Here is a 14,033-nt window from a genome sequence, read left to right on the forward strand (position 1 = left end):
CAGCCTCCGGGACCCGTCTCTACGCGCCTGTCTGAGACCGTCGAGAACTCCTCAGACGGACGTGTCGCTGCTCGTTTCGACGCATACTTCCTCACGCCCACACAGTTCGTTGGCATGGACGACACACGGCTCGGAGACGGGGTATCTCGACCGTTTCCCGATCCCGTCCCGGAACCACAGGGGTGTCGTATTGTCTCGTATAACGTGCTCTACGAGGGTGTCGCACCGGACGGACACGGCTGGAACGAGCGATCCGACGCAGTGGTCGCCGAACTGCGCCGACTGCGTCCAGACGTCGTCGCGTTCCAAGAAGTCTGGCGGGGTCAGTACACCGAGTTGCGCGACTCACTGTCGGGGTTTTCCTGGGTTTCGGCAACGGAGACGCCGGCACACACACCGATCGCCTACCGGACCGACCGGTTCGATCTCGCCACCTCGGGGACGTTCTGGCTCTCGCCGCCGGATGGCGAGCCAGGGATGCCGGCGTGGGACGCGACCTACCAGCGATTGGCGACGTACGCGGTCCTCGACGACCGCGATACCGGCCGGTCGGTGACGGTGATGAACCTCCATCTCGACCACGAGGGGTCACGGGCGCGCCGCAAGGGAGTCGCGCTCACCCGCGACCGACTCGCCGACATTGGTGTCGAGGGTGAGATTGTGCTCGCGGGGGATTTCAACTGTCAGCCCGGCGATCCCGCGTACGAGCGTGCGACGGTTGATCGCGAGACTTGGCACTCGCTGTCTTCGGCTGCCGGTATCGCCGAGCGAACGGGCGGGCCAACGGAGACGTACACCGGCTTTCCAGAAGAGGAGTACCAACCGGATAACATCGATCACGTCTTCGTCTCTGACGGGGTTGCGATCGATCGGGTTCTGACCTGTCTGCCGCCGACCGGCCCCGACCAGCGCCCGTCCGACCACCGGCCGGTGCTCGTCGATCTGTCCTACTGATCACCGAGCACCCACATCTCCGCGAGCACTGCCCGTAGCTCCGACGTCGACATGACGATCCGGTTCGCCCGCGACAGGTCGCTATCGGCGTTGCCCGCGCCGCGGAGCGCGATACAGTACATCCCGGCCTCGGCTGCGGCGTCGATCCCGTGTGGTGAATCCTCGATGACCATACACTCCTCCGGTTCGACGCCCAGTTTCTCGGCAGCGACGCGATAGGTCGTCGGATCCGGTTTCGACGGTCCCTCGAAGTCGGACGACGAGACGACAACATCGTACAGGCCGTCGAGGTCGAATCGATCGAGCACCATCTCGACCCACTCACGACGAGACGCCGACACGAGACCGGTTGCGTACTTCTCCGCCTGCAAATCTTCGAGTAGCTCGACACAGCCGTCCATCAACGTCGCCCGCTCACGGTAGACCGCTGCTGCGTTGTCGTCGTACAGCGCGTCGAACTCTTCGGCGGAGACTGTCACCTCGGTGCCATCGAGAGTGCTGAGGCGGTCGTACGCGTCGGTCACGCTGAGGCCTCGCACCTTCTCGATTGGTGGCTCACCAGCGACGGCTGCCGGGAGAATCTCGTTCTGTTCGAGGTCGCGCCACACGGTCGCTGTCTCGACTGTGACGCCGTCCATGTCGAACAGCACCGCCTCGTACTGGCTCATCGGTACCGTGTTCGTCCCATCGCCGGGAAAGGCTGTCGTCATGAGCCTATATAGACCTCTATACGCCGCCGAAGCCGGCTATACAACTCATATAAGCGATTAAAACCAACTCTGCCGAACAGCGCGTATGGCCCGATTGACTCGTGATACCCCCGAACTGTTCATCGAAGACGCGGTGACGATTGTCGAGAATGAACAGCAGATTATTGCCGCTGAACTCGAAGCCTTCCAGGACTTCTGTTCGGCCGTCGAGTCAACGACGCCACACTCACCAACCGAGCTTCCTGTCGCCACACAGGACCGTAAGTCGTCGACGGACGGGTTCGCGTCGTTGCGAGAGAGTTACCGCGAGACGGTCATGTCCGTCCCACACTTCGACGGGGAGTACGGTGAGTCGCTGGCGACGAACGTCGAGTGCGAGTTCGGGGCCGACGTCGCGGCGATGTTGGCCAGTGACGGTCCCTTCGGCGACCACCACAAGCAGGTCATCACCTGCAAAACGAAAGAACTCGTCGAGGACCGGAAACAGCTACTCACGGCGCTGGAAACCGAACAGGATTCTCTCGAACGGTTCCGCGACCCGGTTCTGTCGGTGCTCGACGCCGTCGAATCCTTCGAGCGGGTCGACTCGGCCGTCGAGTCGCCAGCACTGAGCGATGGCTACCGCAAACGGATGGATACCATCGAACGGCGATGTCACGAACTCGTCGACAAGCGCCAGTCTGAGATTGTTGGGGACAGACGAGCACTTTCCCTCCCGATTAGCGGCCCCGACCTCCCCTCCTACCTCTACGCGGAGCTCCCCGTCACCTACCCTGTCGTCGCCCCGCTGACTGCTATTCTCGAACTGGCCGCTGGATTCGACCCGACGACCCAGTCCGACCACTCTATCAGTTCCTGAATCTCGGGAGACTTTTGCTCGCCCCGCACATACGACTGGTATGACCCGCGAATTCTCGGATCTCCCGGAGTCCATCCAGACGGTTAGTCCGAGACGACTCAAAGAGCGACTCGACAGCGGCGAGCAGATTACGATTCTCGACACACGCAAGCAACCGGCGTTCGAGCGCTGGCAGATTACACACCCAAACGCTCAGGTCACGAATATTCCCTTCAGCGAATTTCTCGACGACGCGGGCGTCGAACAAGCTGAGGAGCTGCCAGAGGGCATTCCGCCGGGTCCGCTGGTCACCACCTGCGCTGTTGGACTCGCGTCAAAATACGTTGCCGAGTATCTCCGCGAAGTGGGACAGGAAGCCACGATTCTCGAAGATGGGATGGAGGGCTGGGCGACCATCTACGAACAGCATCCAGTGGACACTGGTTCGGTAGCGACGACTGTCGTTCAACTCCACCGACCATCGAGTGGCTGTCTCGGGTATCTCCTTGTTGCGGGTGACGAGGCTGCCGTCGTGGACCCGTTACGCACGTTCGCTGACCGCTATCAGGAGATTGCGCGCTCCCACGACGCAACGATCAAATTCGCGCTCGATACCCACGTCCACGCTGACCACGTCAGCGGTGTCCGGGCAGTTGCAAAACAGACTGGTGGGACTGCCGTCTGTCCGGCCGGCAGCGTCGACCGTGGCCTCGAATTCGACCCTCACCTCGTCGATGACGGTGATACGCTCGCCCTTGGCGGGCAGGAGATTGTCGTCCGGTCACTTCCCGGCCACACGTCAGAGATGGTGGGTTACCTGTTCGATGGCCTTCTCGCCTGTGGTGATACACTCTTTCTCGACGGCGTCGGGCGGCCTGACCTCGAAGACGGCGACGCGGCCGAAGCAGCTGCCGGCCAACTCTGGGACAGTCTGCAATCGCTGAACGAGCTCTCCGAAGACACCACAGTTGCACCGGGCCACGTTTCCCCGACGACAGCCCCGCGAGCAGACGGGTCGTTCACTGCACCGCTGGGTGACTTGCGACAACTCCGTGCGTTCGACGAACCTCGAGACGAGTTCATCAGGCGCGTGACGGCTGACTTGCCACCTCAGCCAGCCAACTACCGCGACATCATCGCTCTCAATCTCGGCCAGCAGGCGGCAGAAGACGAAGAAGCCTTCGAGCTCGAACTCGGGCCAAACAACTGTGCTGTCTCGGAGTGAGACTGCAATCCGTTTCCCAGTTAGTACTCCCCTCAAGCCGGTCAGATTCGACCGCCAGTCTGACTGAACCGACCACTCGACGTCGAGTCGTCGTCACCGCCGAGTCGGCTGAAATCCATATCCTCGAAAAACTCCGGTGAGTCCTGCTCGGTGGCGTAGACGTACAGCGCGGTCTTCGCGATGCCACTCAGGGCCTTGCCGATGAGCAGTGCGAGCATGACTGCTATGCCAGCGACCAACACGGTTAGCGCGAATCCGACAGTTCCGAGGCCTGCCGTGACGACGAAGGTGAGCACACCAAGCGCGAGGGCACCGAGCACCAGCAGCAACGTGACGATATCGATGGCACCCATCGCGCCGATGGACTCGCCCCATGTGTTCTTGAACGTGCTTGCGCTCTCTTTGAACATCCCCGTGACCGATGGGTCGCGGAAGACGATAACTGGGACGACGAAGTAGGTCATGACGGACCACGCGACGGCGAACAACCCTGCGAGCAGTCGGGCGACGAGATTATCCTGTGACTCGATTGCTCGGATGAGAACACCGACAATTGCGGCAATCACCGACCACGCGAGTAGTGGCCATTTGTGCTCCCACGCCGTCGCCAGTGCCTCGCGGACTGAGGGTTCTTCCCCGTGGAAAACTGTTCGTGTCGCCGCGACCAGCGCCGCGGTGAAGAACGAGGCGATGAATGTTTCGACCAGATAGGCCAGAAACAGTGCGCCGTACACCAATGCGCCTGGCTGTCCGACAAGCGCCTCTGCGAAGTACAGACTCCCGAACAGTGTCAGGAAGAAGGCAATACCTGCAACGCCACCGACCAGCGGAAAGACCAACAACGTCGGGTGTGCGCGGAGCACGCGGCCGCTCCGCCGTGCCATACCGAATCCGATTTTCAATCGACTGAAAATACCCATGCGAAAACTCTCCCTCGCATTGATATTTAAACGTTCGTTTAGCTGCTGACTCAGCAACGCTCACCGCGCATTTTTATTCCGAAGCAATCAGCAAATCTGCCGCGAACTCGAACGCAGCCAGTCAGTTAGGCCGCTTCTTCGTCGTCCTCGTCCTCGTCGACGTCCTCGAAGTCTGCGTCGACGTACTCTTCGTCCTCACCCGCGCCGGCCGCGCCAGCACCTGGACCGCCTGCTGGGCCAGCGCCTGCGCCAGCACCCGGTCCACCGGCCCCAGCTGCACCCGGCCCACCAGCGCCGGCCGCGCCGGCCTGTTGCTGGTACATCTGCTTGCCGATTTCCTGCAGCTCTTCGGTCAGCGTTTCGGTCGCGTCTTCGATTTCCTCGCGCTCTGCGTCCTCGTCCTCGAGGACGGCTTCGACATCCTCGATGTGACCTTCGATGGTCTCACGGAGTTCGTCGTCGACAGCGTCTTCGTTCTCTTCGAGTACTGTCCGCGCACGCTGAGTTGCCGACTCGGCTTCGTTGCGCGCTTCGATCCGTTTCCGGCGTTCCTCGTCTTCCTCGGCGTGCTCTTCGGCTTCCGCCTGCATCTCTTCGATTTCTTCGTCCGAGAGGCCGACACCACCCTCGATAGTGATGTCTTCTTTGTTCCCGGACTCGCGGTCTTCGGCGCTGACATTGACGATACCGTTTTCGTCCAGCTCGAAGGTCACTTCGATCTGGGGCACGCCGGCCGGTGACGGCGGAATACCCGAGAGCATGAACTCACCGAGGAGTTCGTTCTCGTCTGCAATCTCGCGTTCGCCCTGGAAGACGCGAATCTGGACCTGGGTCTGGTTGGCCTGCGCTGTCGTGAACACTTTCGACTCCTCTGTCGGGATTGTCGTGTTCTTCTCGATGAGACGCTCGAAGAGGCCACCTTTGACCTCGACACCCAGCGACAGCGGCGTCACGTCGACGAGCACGATGTCGTCAACGTCGCCCGAGAGCACACCGGCTTGGATAGCTGCGCCCAGCGCAACGGCCTCGTCGGGGTTGACGTTCTTTTTCGGCTCCTGGTCGGTCATCTCTTCGACCCGGTCCTGAATCATTGGCATTCGCGTCGACCCCCCGACGAGAATCACTTCGTCGATGTCGTCCTTGCTCAGGCCAGCGTCGGCGAGTGCCTGTTCGGTCGGGTCGACGGTTCGGTCGACCAGACCAGCGGTGAGAGACTCGAATTTCGCGCGGGTGAGCGAGGTTTCGAGGTCTTTCGGGCCGTCGTCGTCAGCGGCGATGAACGGCAGGTTGATGGTCGTCTCTTTGCGGTTCGAGAGTTCGACCTTCGCCTCTTCGGCGGCCTCGTACAGTCGCTGCAGTGCCTGTCGGTCCTCGCGGAGGTCGATACCGTGTTCGTCCTCGAAGTCCTCGGCGAGCCAGTCGATGATGGCCTGGTCCCAGTCGTCGCCACCGAGGTCGTTGTCCCCGTTCGTTGCGACGACTTCGTAGACGCCGCCGCCAAGGTCCAGAATCGAGACATCGAAGGTTCCGCCTCCGAGGTCGTAGACGAGCACCGTCTGGTCGGACTCGTCGTCGAGTCCGTAGGCCATCGCCGCTGCGGTCGGCTCGTTGATGATTCGTTCGACCTCGAAGCCGGCAATCTCGCCGGCGTCTTTGGTCGCCTGTCGCTGGCGGTCCGAGAAGTACGCGGGGACGGTAATGACCGCGCGCTCGAGCTCTTCGCCGAGATAATCTTCGGCGTCGCGTTTGATCTTCTGCAGGGTCATCGCCGACACCTGTTCAGGCGTGTACTCTTCGCCTTCGAGCTCCACAGTGTAGTCCTCCTCTCCCATGTGGCGCTTGATGGACTCGATTGTGTTGTCGGGGTTCTGTACAGCCTGATTTTTGGCTGGTTTCCCAACCAGCTGTTCGCCGTCAGAGAACGCGACAACCGACGGTGTCGTTCGGTCGCCTTCGCTGTTGACAATAATCTCTGGGTCTCCACCTTCCATGACCGCGAACGCGCTGTTCGTCGTCCCGAGGTCGATTCCAAGAATTTTGTTGCTTGCCATGTTATCAGCACATACCCGATTCTGTCGGTTAAAAGTTGCTAGACACGCATCACCGAACCGGCCCATCACACCGCAAGCAACGGACTTTCAGCTCTCGGGATAACGCGAAGCTTGGGATTTATATCCGACCGCAAATCAGCCGCTTAGTGGCGACTTACTCCTCGTCTTCTGTTCCGGACCCATCGCTGACTGCCACCTGTGCCGGACGAAGCACCTTTCCGGCCATCTCGTAGCCAGAGCGGTGCAACTGAGCGACCGTATCTTCGGGCTGGTCGCTCTCGACTGTAATCAGCACCTCGTGGCGTTGTGGGTCGACCTCACTCCCGAGGTCAGGTTCGATTACCTCGACGTTTTCTCTCTCGAGTTCCTCGTCGAACTGGTCGAGCGTCGACTCGACGCCGCCTCGAATGTCGGTGTCTTCGCCCTGGTCGAGTGCGCGAGCGAGATTGTCTCTCACTTCGAGCAATCGCGTGACGAGGTTCTCGGTGGCGCGCTGTTTCTCCTCTTCGAGTTGCTTCTCCTGGCGCTTCTTATAGTTCTGAAAATCAGCCTGCTTGCGCGAGAGCCGTGATTTCAGGTCGTCGGCTCGTTCACGCTCGGCTTCCAACTCCTCACGCAGTTCCGCTCGCTCGGCTGTCAGCGTCCGGATGACTGCCGCGACCTGATCCGAGGGAGTCTCCTCGATAAACTCGATGAGGTCGCCCTCAGGCTTGCTATCCGTTGCAGTCGCTTCTGACTCCGACACCTCCGCTGTCGTAATCTCTTCGAGGAGCGTATCGACGTCTTCTGTGGGTTCTTCGGCAATATCCTCGAGCGTTTCACCAGCAGCTTCGGCGTCGGGGGCTGTCTGGGTAGCGTCCCCGTTGCCCGCCTCGTCGCTCTCTTGGTCCGCCGTGTCGGGCGTCTCGTCGTCTGCGTCCTGCCTGCTCATATCCGTAGTATGCCCGTTCGCGGGTAAAAAGCACGCGACATCAGCCAGTAGCCGAGACAGTCAGCATAGCTAGATAGTTCCGGCGACAGTGCCTGTATAGCTAGCATACCATTCCATCGAGGAACGGAGCCAGTGTATAGATATGGCAATGAAGCTCTCTGCCACCGAGCAGGACCGTGCCGAAGACAGTGTCGAGACGGACCTGACGTTGCTCGAACTGCTCGGCGACGAGTACACCCGGCAGGTGCTGGCAGCGGTGACCGAACAGCCCCGCAGCGGTAGCGAAGTCGTCGATGCTGCTGAGGTATCGAAAGCAACCGCTTATCGCCGGCTAGACGCCCTCGAAGACGCCGGACTGGTCGACTCAGAGATGGTGTTCGACCCCGACGGCCACCACCACGAACGGTTCCACGTCGTCGTCGGGTCTATCGATATTACCTTCGGTGACGACGGAGTCAAAATTGCCGTCGAAATCGACGACGAGGACTCGACTGCCATCCCCCACGGCGTGTGAGCACCGAAGCAGATCCGGCGGGACTTCTCTGCAATACTCGAACTCACTCGGACAGGCCTACTCGTTTGCTAACGACCGTAACGATGGCGAAGGCAGCAACAGCGACGCCAATCATCGTCGGAATCAACTGACCCGACCCCCACTCCCAACCGAGTAGCTGGGTTCCGACAACTGCAACAGCAGCGACAAGGACTCCAACCACCGTAATCGCCGGAGATTGGTTCTTTCCGAGGAATAACTGACGTGCCATAGTTTTAGATTTATACTGCAGAGGAATAAATAGGGACGTGACGTTTCAGGACGTGAAACACAGCCGGCTGATGCAGGGCTTAGCTCTCGACCGAAGACTGGTCTGTCGATGTCTGGGAGCGATTTCGCAGCTTGAGCAGATACCGGTAGATCGGGAACAGGTAGTCCTCGATTCGTTCGGGCACGCTGGTCGAACTGGCGTAGACGAGCACGGGCACTCCATCGAGTTTCGCGCGCTCGATGACGGAATCCGGCGTGCTGCCGAATACCCACCGGCGGAGTCGGCGGTCCCGAGAGGCACCGATCATCAAGATACCACCTTCCTCCTTGGATTTCGAGACCAGCCCTTCGGCGATACTCGCCGCAGAGACGTTGTAGACGTGTAAGTCCGGCACGCCGCCGAGTTCCGAAACTGTCGTCGCCGGGTCCTCGGTGGTCCCTTCGCCCGTCGGGTCAACCGAGATGACGTTGACACTGTATCCCTGTTCGCCCATGTTTCGGACGAGATTCGCAGCGGCGAGGTGGTGAGGTCCACCGCCAGCGCCGATATTGATCTGGCTAATTGGGTCCTCGGTCAGCCCACTCGCGAAGACGACATCACAGGGTGCAGTGTACTCGACTTTCGTGGTGATCTCTTCGTTCTCTTCGGGATATCCCATCACAATCAGGTCTGCGCTGTCCTCACGGGCAGCCTGCAGAATTGCGAATGCCACATCCCGACAGGTCCGTCCCTCGACAGTGTAGTCGGCCGAAAGGTCCTCTTCGGTGAGTGCCGATTCGATACTTTCGACCCGCTCGGTGGCGATCTCAGCCATTGTCTCGTGGGGTGTCTGCTCGGGAACTTCGGTGACAGTTAGGACCTCGATCAGCGGTGACCCGTTGTGGCCGGTCCCGAGAACCTCGGCCAGTCGGATGTACTCGGGGGCGTTACTCGGACGGGCAACTGGGACGAGAATCCGGAACTGGTCGTCGTCATCATCCGACCCGTTCTCCGTGCCCTGTCCGCTGGCTGTTGGCTCTTGTGTGTCGACTCGTTGGACGAGTTCGTCGATGTCCTTGCCGCCTCCCCAGACGACGTAGACAACCAGCAAGATAGCTGTCAGTCCGATTCCCGTCCCAACGCCGACCATCGGGAGGTTGGTGATGAGACCGATGTTTGCGATTATTCCGAACACCGGGACGACTGGCACACCCGGAACACGGAAGCCGCGTTCGATGTCGGGATAGAGCCGGCGGTGATAGATGAGTGCTGCGTTGACGACTGCCAGTGGCAAAAGCAGATTGAACGTGGCGAAGCCAGTGAGGACGGTCAGGCCGAGGTTGATTGGCAGGAACCCACCCTCGGCGGGGAAGAGCATGATGAAACTCACAATGAGCGCAACGATGGTCGCAGTCGCGGCAGTGACACTCCAGAACGGCGTATTAAACCGGGTGTGAATCCGTGAGAACGCACGCGGTGCCTGACCCTGTCGGCCCATCAGTGAACCGATGCTGGAGGCAGCCAGTATCGACGCATTCGACGCGGAGACCATCGAGAAAATCGCACCTGCAACGATGAGTGACCGGCCAAAGGGACCGAGAAATCCGGCTGCAACCTCACCCATCGCCGTTTCACCCTCTCTGGCGATGATTTCTGGCGGAACTGTCGAATTAGTCATCGCGACAATGACCAGTGCGTACAGGATGGTAACTGAGACGATACTCGCTGCGATGGCCCGCGGGACAGTCTTTCGTGGCTCGATAATTTCACCGGCGCTAGCGGCGATTGCAGAGAAGCCGAAGAAGGTAATGAACGCGAGCGCCGAGATTTCGAGAATACCGAACAGGTCTGTCGAAAATTGTGCTGTGAAGTTACTGACTGCCGTCGATGGACCGCGGAAAGCGAATGCGCCGCCGATAAACGCAAACAACACCGCAACTTTCGCGCCAGAGACAAGTAACTGGAAGTTACCCGACTCTTCGGTCCCGCGGGCGTTCAGTGTGCCAAGAAGCACCGCTGCTGCAACCGCAGTTGTTCCGTGTGGCAGCCAGTGTAGCCCCTCAGGAATGATGAATCTGAAGAACCACTCGTCCATCGTCGACAGGTAAAATGCCGTTGTCCCAGTGTAGCCAAGAAACAGAGACATTCCGATACCGTAGGTCAGGAGTTGTCGGTCCTCGAAGGTCCGAGACGTGAACAGGTAGCCGCCACCGTTCTCGGAGTAGATAGACGCGAACTCCGAGTACGCCGCTGCCGTGATCCCGGCGATGACAGCAGCGATCACGAAGGCGATGACGGCGCTCGACCCAATCTCAGCCACCGCGGTTCCCGAAAGCGAGAAAATGCCCGCGGCGATCATCGTCCCCAGTCCGATTGCAAAGGCAGTCTTGAAATCGAGCGTCCGGGTGTGTTCGACCATGTTCAGTTCACCCCTCGTACCCAACGACTGTCCATTCGCCGACAGCCGACGTACGCAGTCATACACACTGGATTATCCGGCCTCTATTTAAGTTCGTTGACCGGGAAATCCCTGGGGTCGGCGGCAGGATACCCCGGTAATCGCGGTGCTTTTTGCTCTGGTTCCCTACTAAAAATGCAATGGAATACGTACAGGAGCGGATCAGCACTCTCCACGATTATGGCAGTGCCAACCCGTCTGCACCGGTCGAGCAGGCAACGGTCGTGGTGCCGCTGGCCGAACGCGACCACGGCAGTCAGGCGACAGCCCAAGTCCTCCGGACGCTCGAATCTGTCGACCCTGGACGGGTGCTGGTTGCGCTTCGAGCCAGTGAATCCGGCGTCGAGGAGGTGACAGCGTGGCTGGAGTCGTTCGCACTCGACCTGACAGTCCTGTGGTGTACCGCACCGGAAGTCGAGTCACTGCTCAGGGACCACGGACTCGACGGCACTGCCGGCAAGGGCCGGGATGTCTGGCTTGGCCTCGGTGTCGCCAGTAGCTCTCCGTACGTCGTCGTTCACGACGCTGACGCGCTCACCTACGACGAGCGCCACGTCCCGAAACTGCTCTCGCCGCTGGCGGACGGCTACGACTTCACGAAAGGGTACTACGCTCGCGTCGAGGACAAACAGCTCTATGGACGGCTCTTCCGGCTCTTTTACGAACCACTGGTCGAAGCACTCGATACCCAGTCAGACGCGGAGTTCGTCGACTATCTCGGCAGCTTTCGGTACGCGCTCGCCGGTGAATTCGGGATGACTAGCGAACTGGCCCGGTCGATTCGCGCACCCCGGGGCTGGGGACTGGAACTCGGCACGCTGGGCAACACCTTCGAGGAGGCCGGATTCGACGCGAGTGCGCAGGTTGACCTGGGTATTCACGAGCACGAACACCGCTCAGTCGAAGGCTCCGGCGGCCTCGGCGAAATGTGCGACGAGGTGGCCGAAACGCTGTTTCACGTCGCCGAAGAACACGGCGTCGACCCAGAGTACGACCGACTACGTGAGGTCTATCGGACACACGCAGACCGTCTCGTCCAGCAGTACGCTGGCGACGCGGCATTCAACGGGTTCGAGTACGACGCGCAGGCCGAACGCGAGCAGGTCGACACCTACGCGAATTCGATCAAAGCGCCCGGTCGAGATACGCGACTGCCGTCATGGGAGGCGGCCCCAATCGAACCGGACACTGTCGCACAGCGGTCGGCAGACGCGCTGGCCGAGCGGGGACGCAACTTCTAAGAGGTGGCCGAGCAAGCGAGAGATATGGAACTCTCGGGCGACGATCTGGCCGGTGTCGTCGACACCTTCGGCGCGCTGACCCGCGACGAACTCGCCAGGGCACTGGCCGAACTCGCCTTCAAGCGGGGCGAATCAGCCGACCCCGACCGCTTCGAGAGTGTTATTGACGACGCTATCGACGCCTACCAACTAATTCGACTCACTGATTCCGGGGAACCACTGCTGGCTGTGGGACCGACTGCGTTCCCAACGCGCCCCGAGGGGACGACAGACCTTCGCCATATCCTCGATGCCGAGCCACGGGATATCGACCGCGAACGTGCGGGTGACGCCGCTACCGACCGCCTCAGAGAAGAGGCAACGCTCGCTATTCAGGCAGGAGAGACCGACCGCGTCGAGGAGCTAATCGACCTGAGTTACGACATCGAAACGTGGTCCTCGGCCGACCTGTCCGGCGTTCGGAGCCACCTCGACGAGAGTCGGTGAGCGCGAGACCGACAAATTAAGCTTCTCGGCGACTTCGATACAGGGTAGATGGATTTCGCGGGCCTGCGCAGCCACGAACCAGCAGTTGTCGACGACCAGGAGCGCGAAGCCGCGGTTATCGCCCCGATTGTCGACCGCGAGAGCGGCCCGCACATCCTGTTTACCAAACGCGCCGACCACCTCTCGGACCATCCGGGACAGATGAGTTTCCCCGGCGGGGGACGCGAACCGGAAGATGATTCCCTCGAGGCGACGGCAAAACGCGAGGCCAACGAGGAGATTGGCCTCAAACCTACGGAGGTCTCTCTCGTCGGTCGACTCGATGACATCCGGACGATTACCCGATATTCCGTCCGGCCCTTCGTTGCCGAGATTCCCGACCGAACATACGTTCCCGGTGACGGCGAGGTGGCAGAGGTGGCAGTACTCGCCGTTTCGGACCTGACCGACTTCGAGAACTACCAGAGCGAGCGCCGCGAACACCCCCATTACGGGGAGATTCGCCTGCACTACTTCTACGTCGACGGCTACACTGTCTGGGGGGCAACGGCGCGGATGTTCGTCCAGTTGCTCGAACTCACAACGGAGTGGACTGTGCCCCCCGAGCCAGACCGGGAAGTTGGGCCTGACGCCGACTATCCTGTGTAGGCAAACGACAGGGCTAAACCCGTCGAAGGACCAGTACAGCCACAATGACCGCGCTCACTGGGAGTTCGCTGACCGACGTCGGTATCGATGCCGTCGCGATTAAACCGACCGAAGTTGCCGTTGAGCGCGCATGCGACCTTGGCGTCGAGACTGTGACCGTCGATTACGAGGGCCGTGGGTCAGTGCCCGATTCGGACCTACTTCGAGAGTTGACAGCGTCGTTCGACGTTCGCGTCACCGCTCCTGTCCGGGCGGACGGCTTCGACCCCCGCGGCGACGACCATCTCCGGAAGACACTCCCGGAATCAGTCGGTGAAGTGCTGGTCGCCGGGCACCCGGCCTACCTCGACGAAGACGAGCAGCGCCGGGCGGTTGCACCGCGACTCTCTGCGGCCGCCGAGGCGGCGACCGACCCCTGGGTGGGCACCGAGAGCATCGAACGGCTCGCGCTCGCCGTCGGCCACACACAGTACGAACTGCTCGGGCCCAACACCGTCCCCACTGTCCGCGCGCTCCGCGCGGCCGGCGTCACGGAGTCGATTGCCGTCTACGCGCCGGTCGTCCTCTCAACTGACGAGGACACAATCCTCGACGCTGTCGGCGAATACGCCGCTCGCCGAAACCGGGTTCGAGAGCGACTGCCCGAGAGAGCACCACGGGATAGCTCTGCTACGGGCCAGGCCAGAAGGGAACTGCTCCGGGGCTCGCGGGCCTACGCCCTCGTCGGTGGTGCCGATGACGTTACTGAACAGGTCTCCGAACTGGACGCCGCGGGTGTCGACCGGATTGTCGGCTATCCTGCCCGTGGACTCGACCCGCTCGTGTGAA

The 14,033-nt window shown here is 61.0% G+C and carries 14 protein-coding genes; 8 read left to right on the forward strand and 6 right to left on the reverse strand.

All coding sequences use genetic code 11. From position 1 onward, the window contains the following. The first annotated feature begins 114 nt into the window (after positions 1–114). Entirely contained in the window at positions 115–954 is an 840-nt protein-coding gene (locus ACMGFM_RS03590) for an endonuclease/exonuclease/phosphatase family protein (protein ID WP_436901059.1), read from the forward strand. Here the strand turns inward: ACMGFM_RS03590 and ACMGFM_RS03595 are convergent. Continuing rightward, positions 948–1,664 carry an HAD family hydrolase gene (locus ACMGFM_RS03595; RefSeq protein ID WP_436901061.1) on the reverse strand — a complete coding sequence of 239 codons (717 nt, stop codon included), beginning with the start codon at positions 1,662–1,664 and terminating at the stop codon, positions 948–950. The two genes, ACMGFM_RS03590 and ACMGFM_RS03595, sit on opposite strands and share 7 nt — an antisense overlap. An 85-nt stretch (positions 1,665–1,749) precedes the next feature. Here ACMGFM_RS03595 and ACMGFM_RS03600 point away from each other — a divergent pair, with 85 nt between their 5' ends. Then, positions 1,750–2,523: a DUF7260 family protein gene (locus ACMGFM_RS03600; RefSeq protein ID WP_436901063.1), complete on the forward strand. Its 774-nt coding sequence runs from the start codon at positions 1,750–1,752 to the stop codon at positions 2,521–2,523. Between the two features lie 40 nt (positions 2,524–2,563). Continuing rightward, positions 2,564–3,727, forward strand: a complete 1,164-nt coding sequence (locus ACMGFM_RS03605; RefSeq protein WP_436901064.1) for an MBL fold metallo-hydrolase — start codon at positions 2,564–2,566, stop codon at positions 3,725–3,727. 41 nt (positions 3,728–3,768) lie between these two features. Here ACMGFM_RS03605 and ACMGFM_RS03610 read toward each other — a convergent pair whose 3' ends face one another. From ACMGFM_RS03610 to ACMGFM_RS03620, 3 genes are all read right to left on the reverse strand, one after another. Beyond that, positions 3,769–4,611, reverse strand: coding sequence for a DUF6159 family protein (locus ACMGFM_RS03610; RefSeq protein ID WP_436901066.1), 843 nt, complete (start codon positions 4,609–4,611; stop codon positions 3,769–3,771). Positions 4,612–4,772: 161 nt separating this feature from the next. After that, positions 4,773–6,698, reverse strand: coding sequence for a molecular chaperone DnaK (dnaK, locus tag ACMGFM_RS03615; RefSeq protein ID WP_436901067.1), 1,926 nt, complete (start codon positions 6,696–6,698; stop codon positions 4,773–4,775). Between the two features lie 154 nt (positions 6,699–6,852). Continuing rightward, positions 6,853–7,629, reverse strand: a complete 777-nt coding sequence (locus ACMGFM_RS03620; protein ID WP_436901069.1) for a nucleotide exchange factor GrpE — start codon at positions 7,627–7,629, stop codon at positions 6,853–6,855. Positions 7,630–7,771: 142 nt separating this feature from the next. Here ACMGFM_RS03620 and ACMGFM_RS03625 point away from each other — a divergent pair, with 142 nt between their 5' ends. Next, a complete protein-coding gene (locus ACMGFM_RS03625) occupies positions 7,772–8,143 on the forward strand; it encodes an ArsR/SmtB family transcription factor (RefSeq protein ID WP_436901070.1) in 372 nt (123 codons plus the stop codon). 43 nt (positions 8,144–8,186) lie between these two features. Here ACMGFM_RS03625 and ACMGFM_RS03630 read toward each other — a convergent pair whose 3' ends face one another. Then, a complete protein-coding gene (locus ACMGFM_RS03630; RefSeq protein WP_436901072.1) occupies positions 8,187–8,393 on the reverse strand; it encodes a multidrug transporter in 207 nt (68 codons plus the stop codon). 79 nt (positions 8,394–8,472) lie between these two features. Beyond that, positions 8,473–10,791 (reverse strand): amino acid permease, encoded by a 2,319-nt coding sequence (locus tag ACMGFM_RS03635; protein WP_436901074.1) that lies wholly within the window; start codon positions 10,789–10,791, stop codon positions 8,473–8,475. A gap of 179 nt (positions 10,792–10,970) precedes the next feature. On the opposite strand from ACMGFM_RS03635, the gene ACMGFM_RS03640 reads away from it, so the two are divergent. The 4 genes from ACMGFM_RS03640 to ACMGFM_RS03655 are packed head-to-tail and all read left to right on the forward strand — an operon-like array spanning position 10,971 to position 14,032. Continuing rightward, entirely contained in the window at positions 10,971–12,071 is a 1,101-nt protein-coding gene (locus tag ACMGFM_RS03640) for a glycosyltransferase family protein (protein WP_436901075.1), read from the forward strand. A gap of 24 nt (positions 12,072–12,095) precedes the next feature. Then, a complete protein-coding gene (locus tag ACMGFM_RS03645; protein WP_436901077.1) occupies positions 12,096–12,557 on the forward strand; it encodes a DUF7109 family protein in 462 nt (153 codons plus the stop codon). 48 nt (positions 12,558–12,605) lie between these two features. Continuing rightward, positions 12,606–13,205 (forward strand): NUDIX hydrolase, encoded by a 600-nt coding sequence (locus ACMGFM_RS03650; RefSeq protein ID WP_436901079.1) that lies wholly within the window; start codon positions 12,606–12,608, stop codon positions 13,203–13,205. Positions 13,206–13,249: 44 nt separating this feature from the next. Beyond that, complete coding sequence (locus tag ACMGFM_RS03655; RefSeq protein WP_436901081.1) at positions 13,250–14,032, forward strand: DUF7388 family protein; 783 nt, start codon at positions 13,250–13,252, stop codon at positions 14,030–14,032. The last annotated feature ends 1 nt before the right edge of the window (position 14,033 follow it).

Source organism: Halovenus halobia (assembly GCF_051414135.1).
Classification (GTDB): domain Archaea; phylum Halobacteriota; class Halobacteria; order Halobacteriales; family Haloarculaceae; genus Halovenus; species Halovenus halobia.

Excerpts from the sequence above, each read along its gene's own strand:
- ACMGFM_RS03590 (WP_436901059.1), top strand. The coding sequence starts at position 115 with ATGGACGACACACGGCTCGGAGACGGGGTATCTCGACCGTTTCCCGAT.
- ACMGFM_RS03595 (WP_436901061.1), bottom strand. The coding sequence starts at position 1,664 with ATGACGACAGCCTTTCCCGGCGATGGGACGAACACGGTACCGATGAGC.
- ACMGFM_RS03600 (WP_436901063.1), top strand. The coding sequence starts at position 1,750 with ATGGCCCGATTGACTCGTGATACCCCCGAACTGTTCATCGAAGACGCG.
- ACMGFM_RS03605 (WP_436901064.1), top strand. The coding sequence starts at position 2,564 with ATGACCCGCGAATTCTCGGATCTCCCGGAGTCCATCCAGACGGTTAGT.
- ACMGFM_RS03610 (WP_436901066.1), bottom strand. The coding sequence starts at position 4,611 with ATGGCACGGCGGAGCGGCCGCGTGCTCCGCGCACACCCGACGTTGTTG.
- dnaK (WP_436901067.1), bottom strand. The coding sequence starts at position 6,698 with ATGGCAAGCAACAAAATTCTTGGAATCGACCTCGGGACGACGAACAGC.
- ACMGFM_RS03620 (WP_436901069.1), bottom strand. The coding sequence starts at position 7,629 with ATGAGCAGGCAGGACGCAGACGACGAGACGCCCGACACGGCGGACCAA.
- ACMGFM_RS03625 (WP_436901070.1), top strand. The coding sequence starts at position 7,772 with ATGGCAATGAAGCTCTCTGCCACCGAGCAGGACCGTGCCGAAGACAGT.
- ACMGFM_RS03630 (WP_436901072.1), bottom strand. The coding sequence starts at position 8,393 with ATGGCACGTCAGTTATTCCTCGGAAAGAACCAATCTCCGGCGATTACG.
- ACMGFM_RS03635 (WP_436901074.1), bottom strand. The coding sequence starts at position 10,791 with ATGGTCGAACACACCCGGACGCTCGATTTCAAGACTGCCTTTGCAATC.
- ACMGFM_RS03640 (WP_436901075.1), top strand. The coding sequence starts at position 10,971 with ATGGAATACGTACAGGAGCGGATCAGCACTCTCCACGATTATGGCAGT.
- ACMGFM_RS03645 (WP_436901077.1), top strand. The coding sequence starts at position 12,096 with ATGGAACTCTCGGGCGACGATCTGGCCGGTGTCGTCGACACCTTCGGC.
- ACMGFM_RS03650 (WP_436901079.1), top strand. The coding sequence starts at position 12,606 with ATGGATTTCGCGGGCCTGCGCAGCCACGAACCAGCAGTTGTCGACGAC.
- ACMGFM_RS03655 (WP_436901081.1), top strand. The coding sequence starts at position 13,250 with ATGACCGCGCTCACTGGGAGTTCGCTGACCGACGTCGGTATCGATGCC.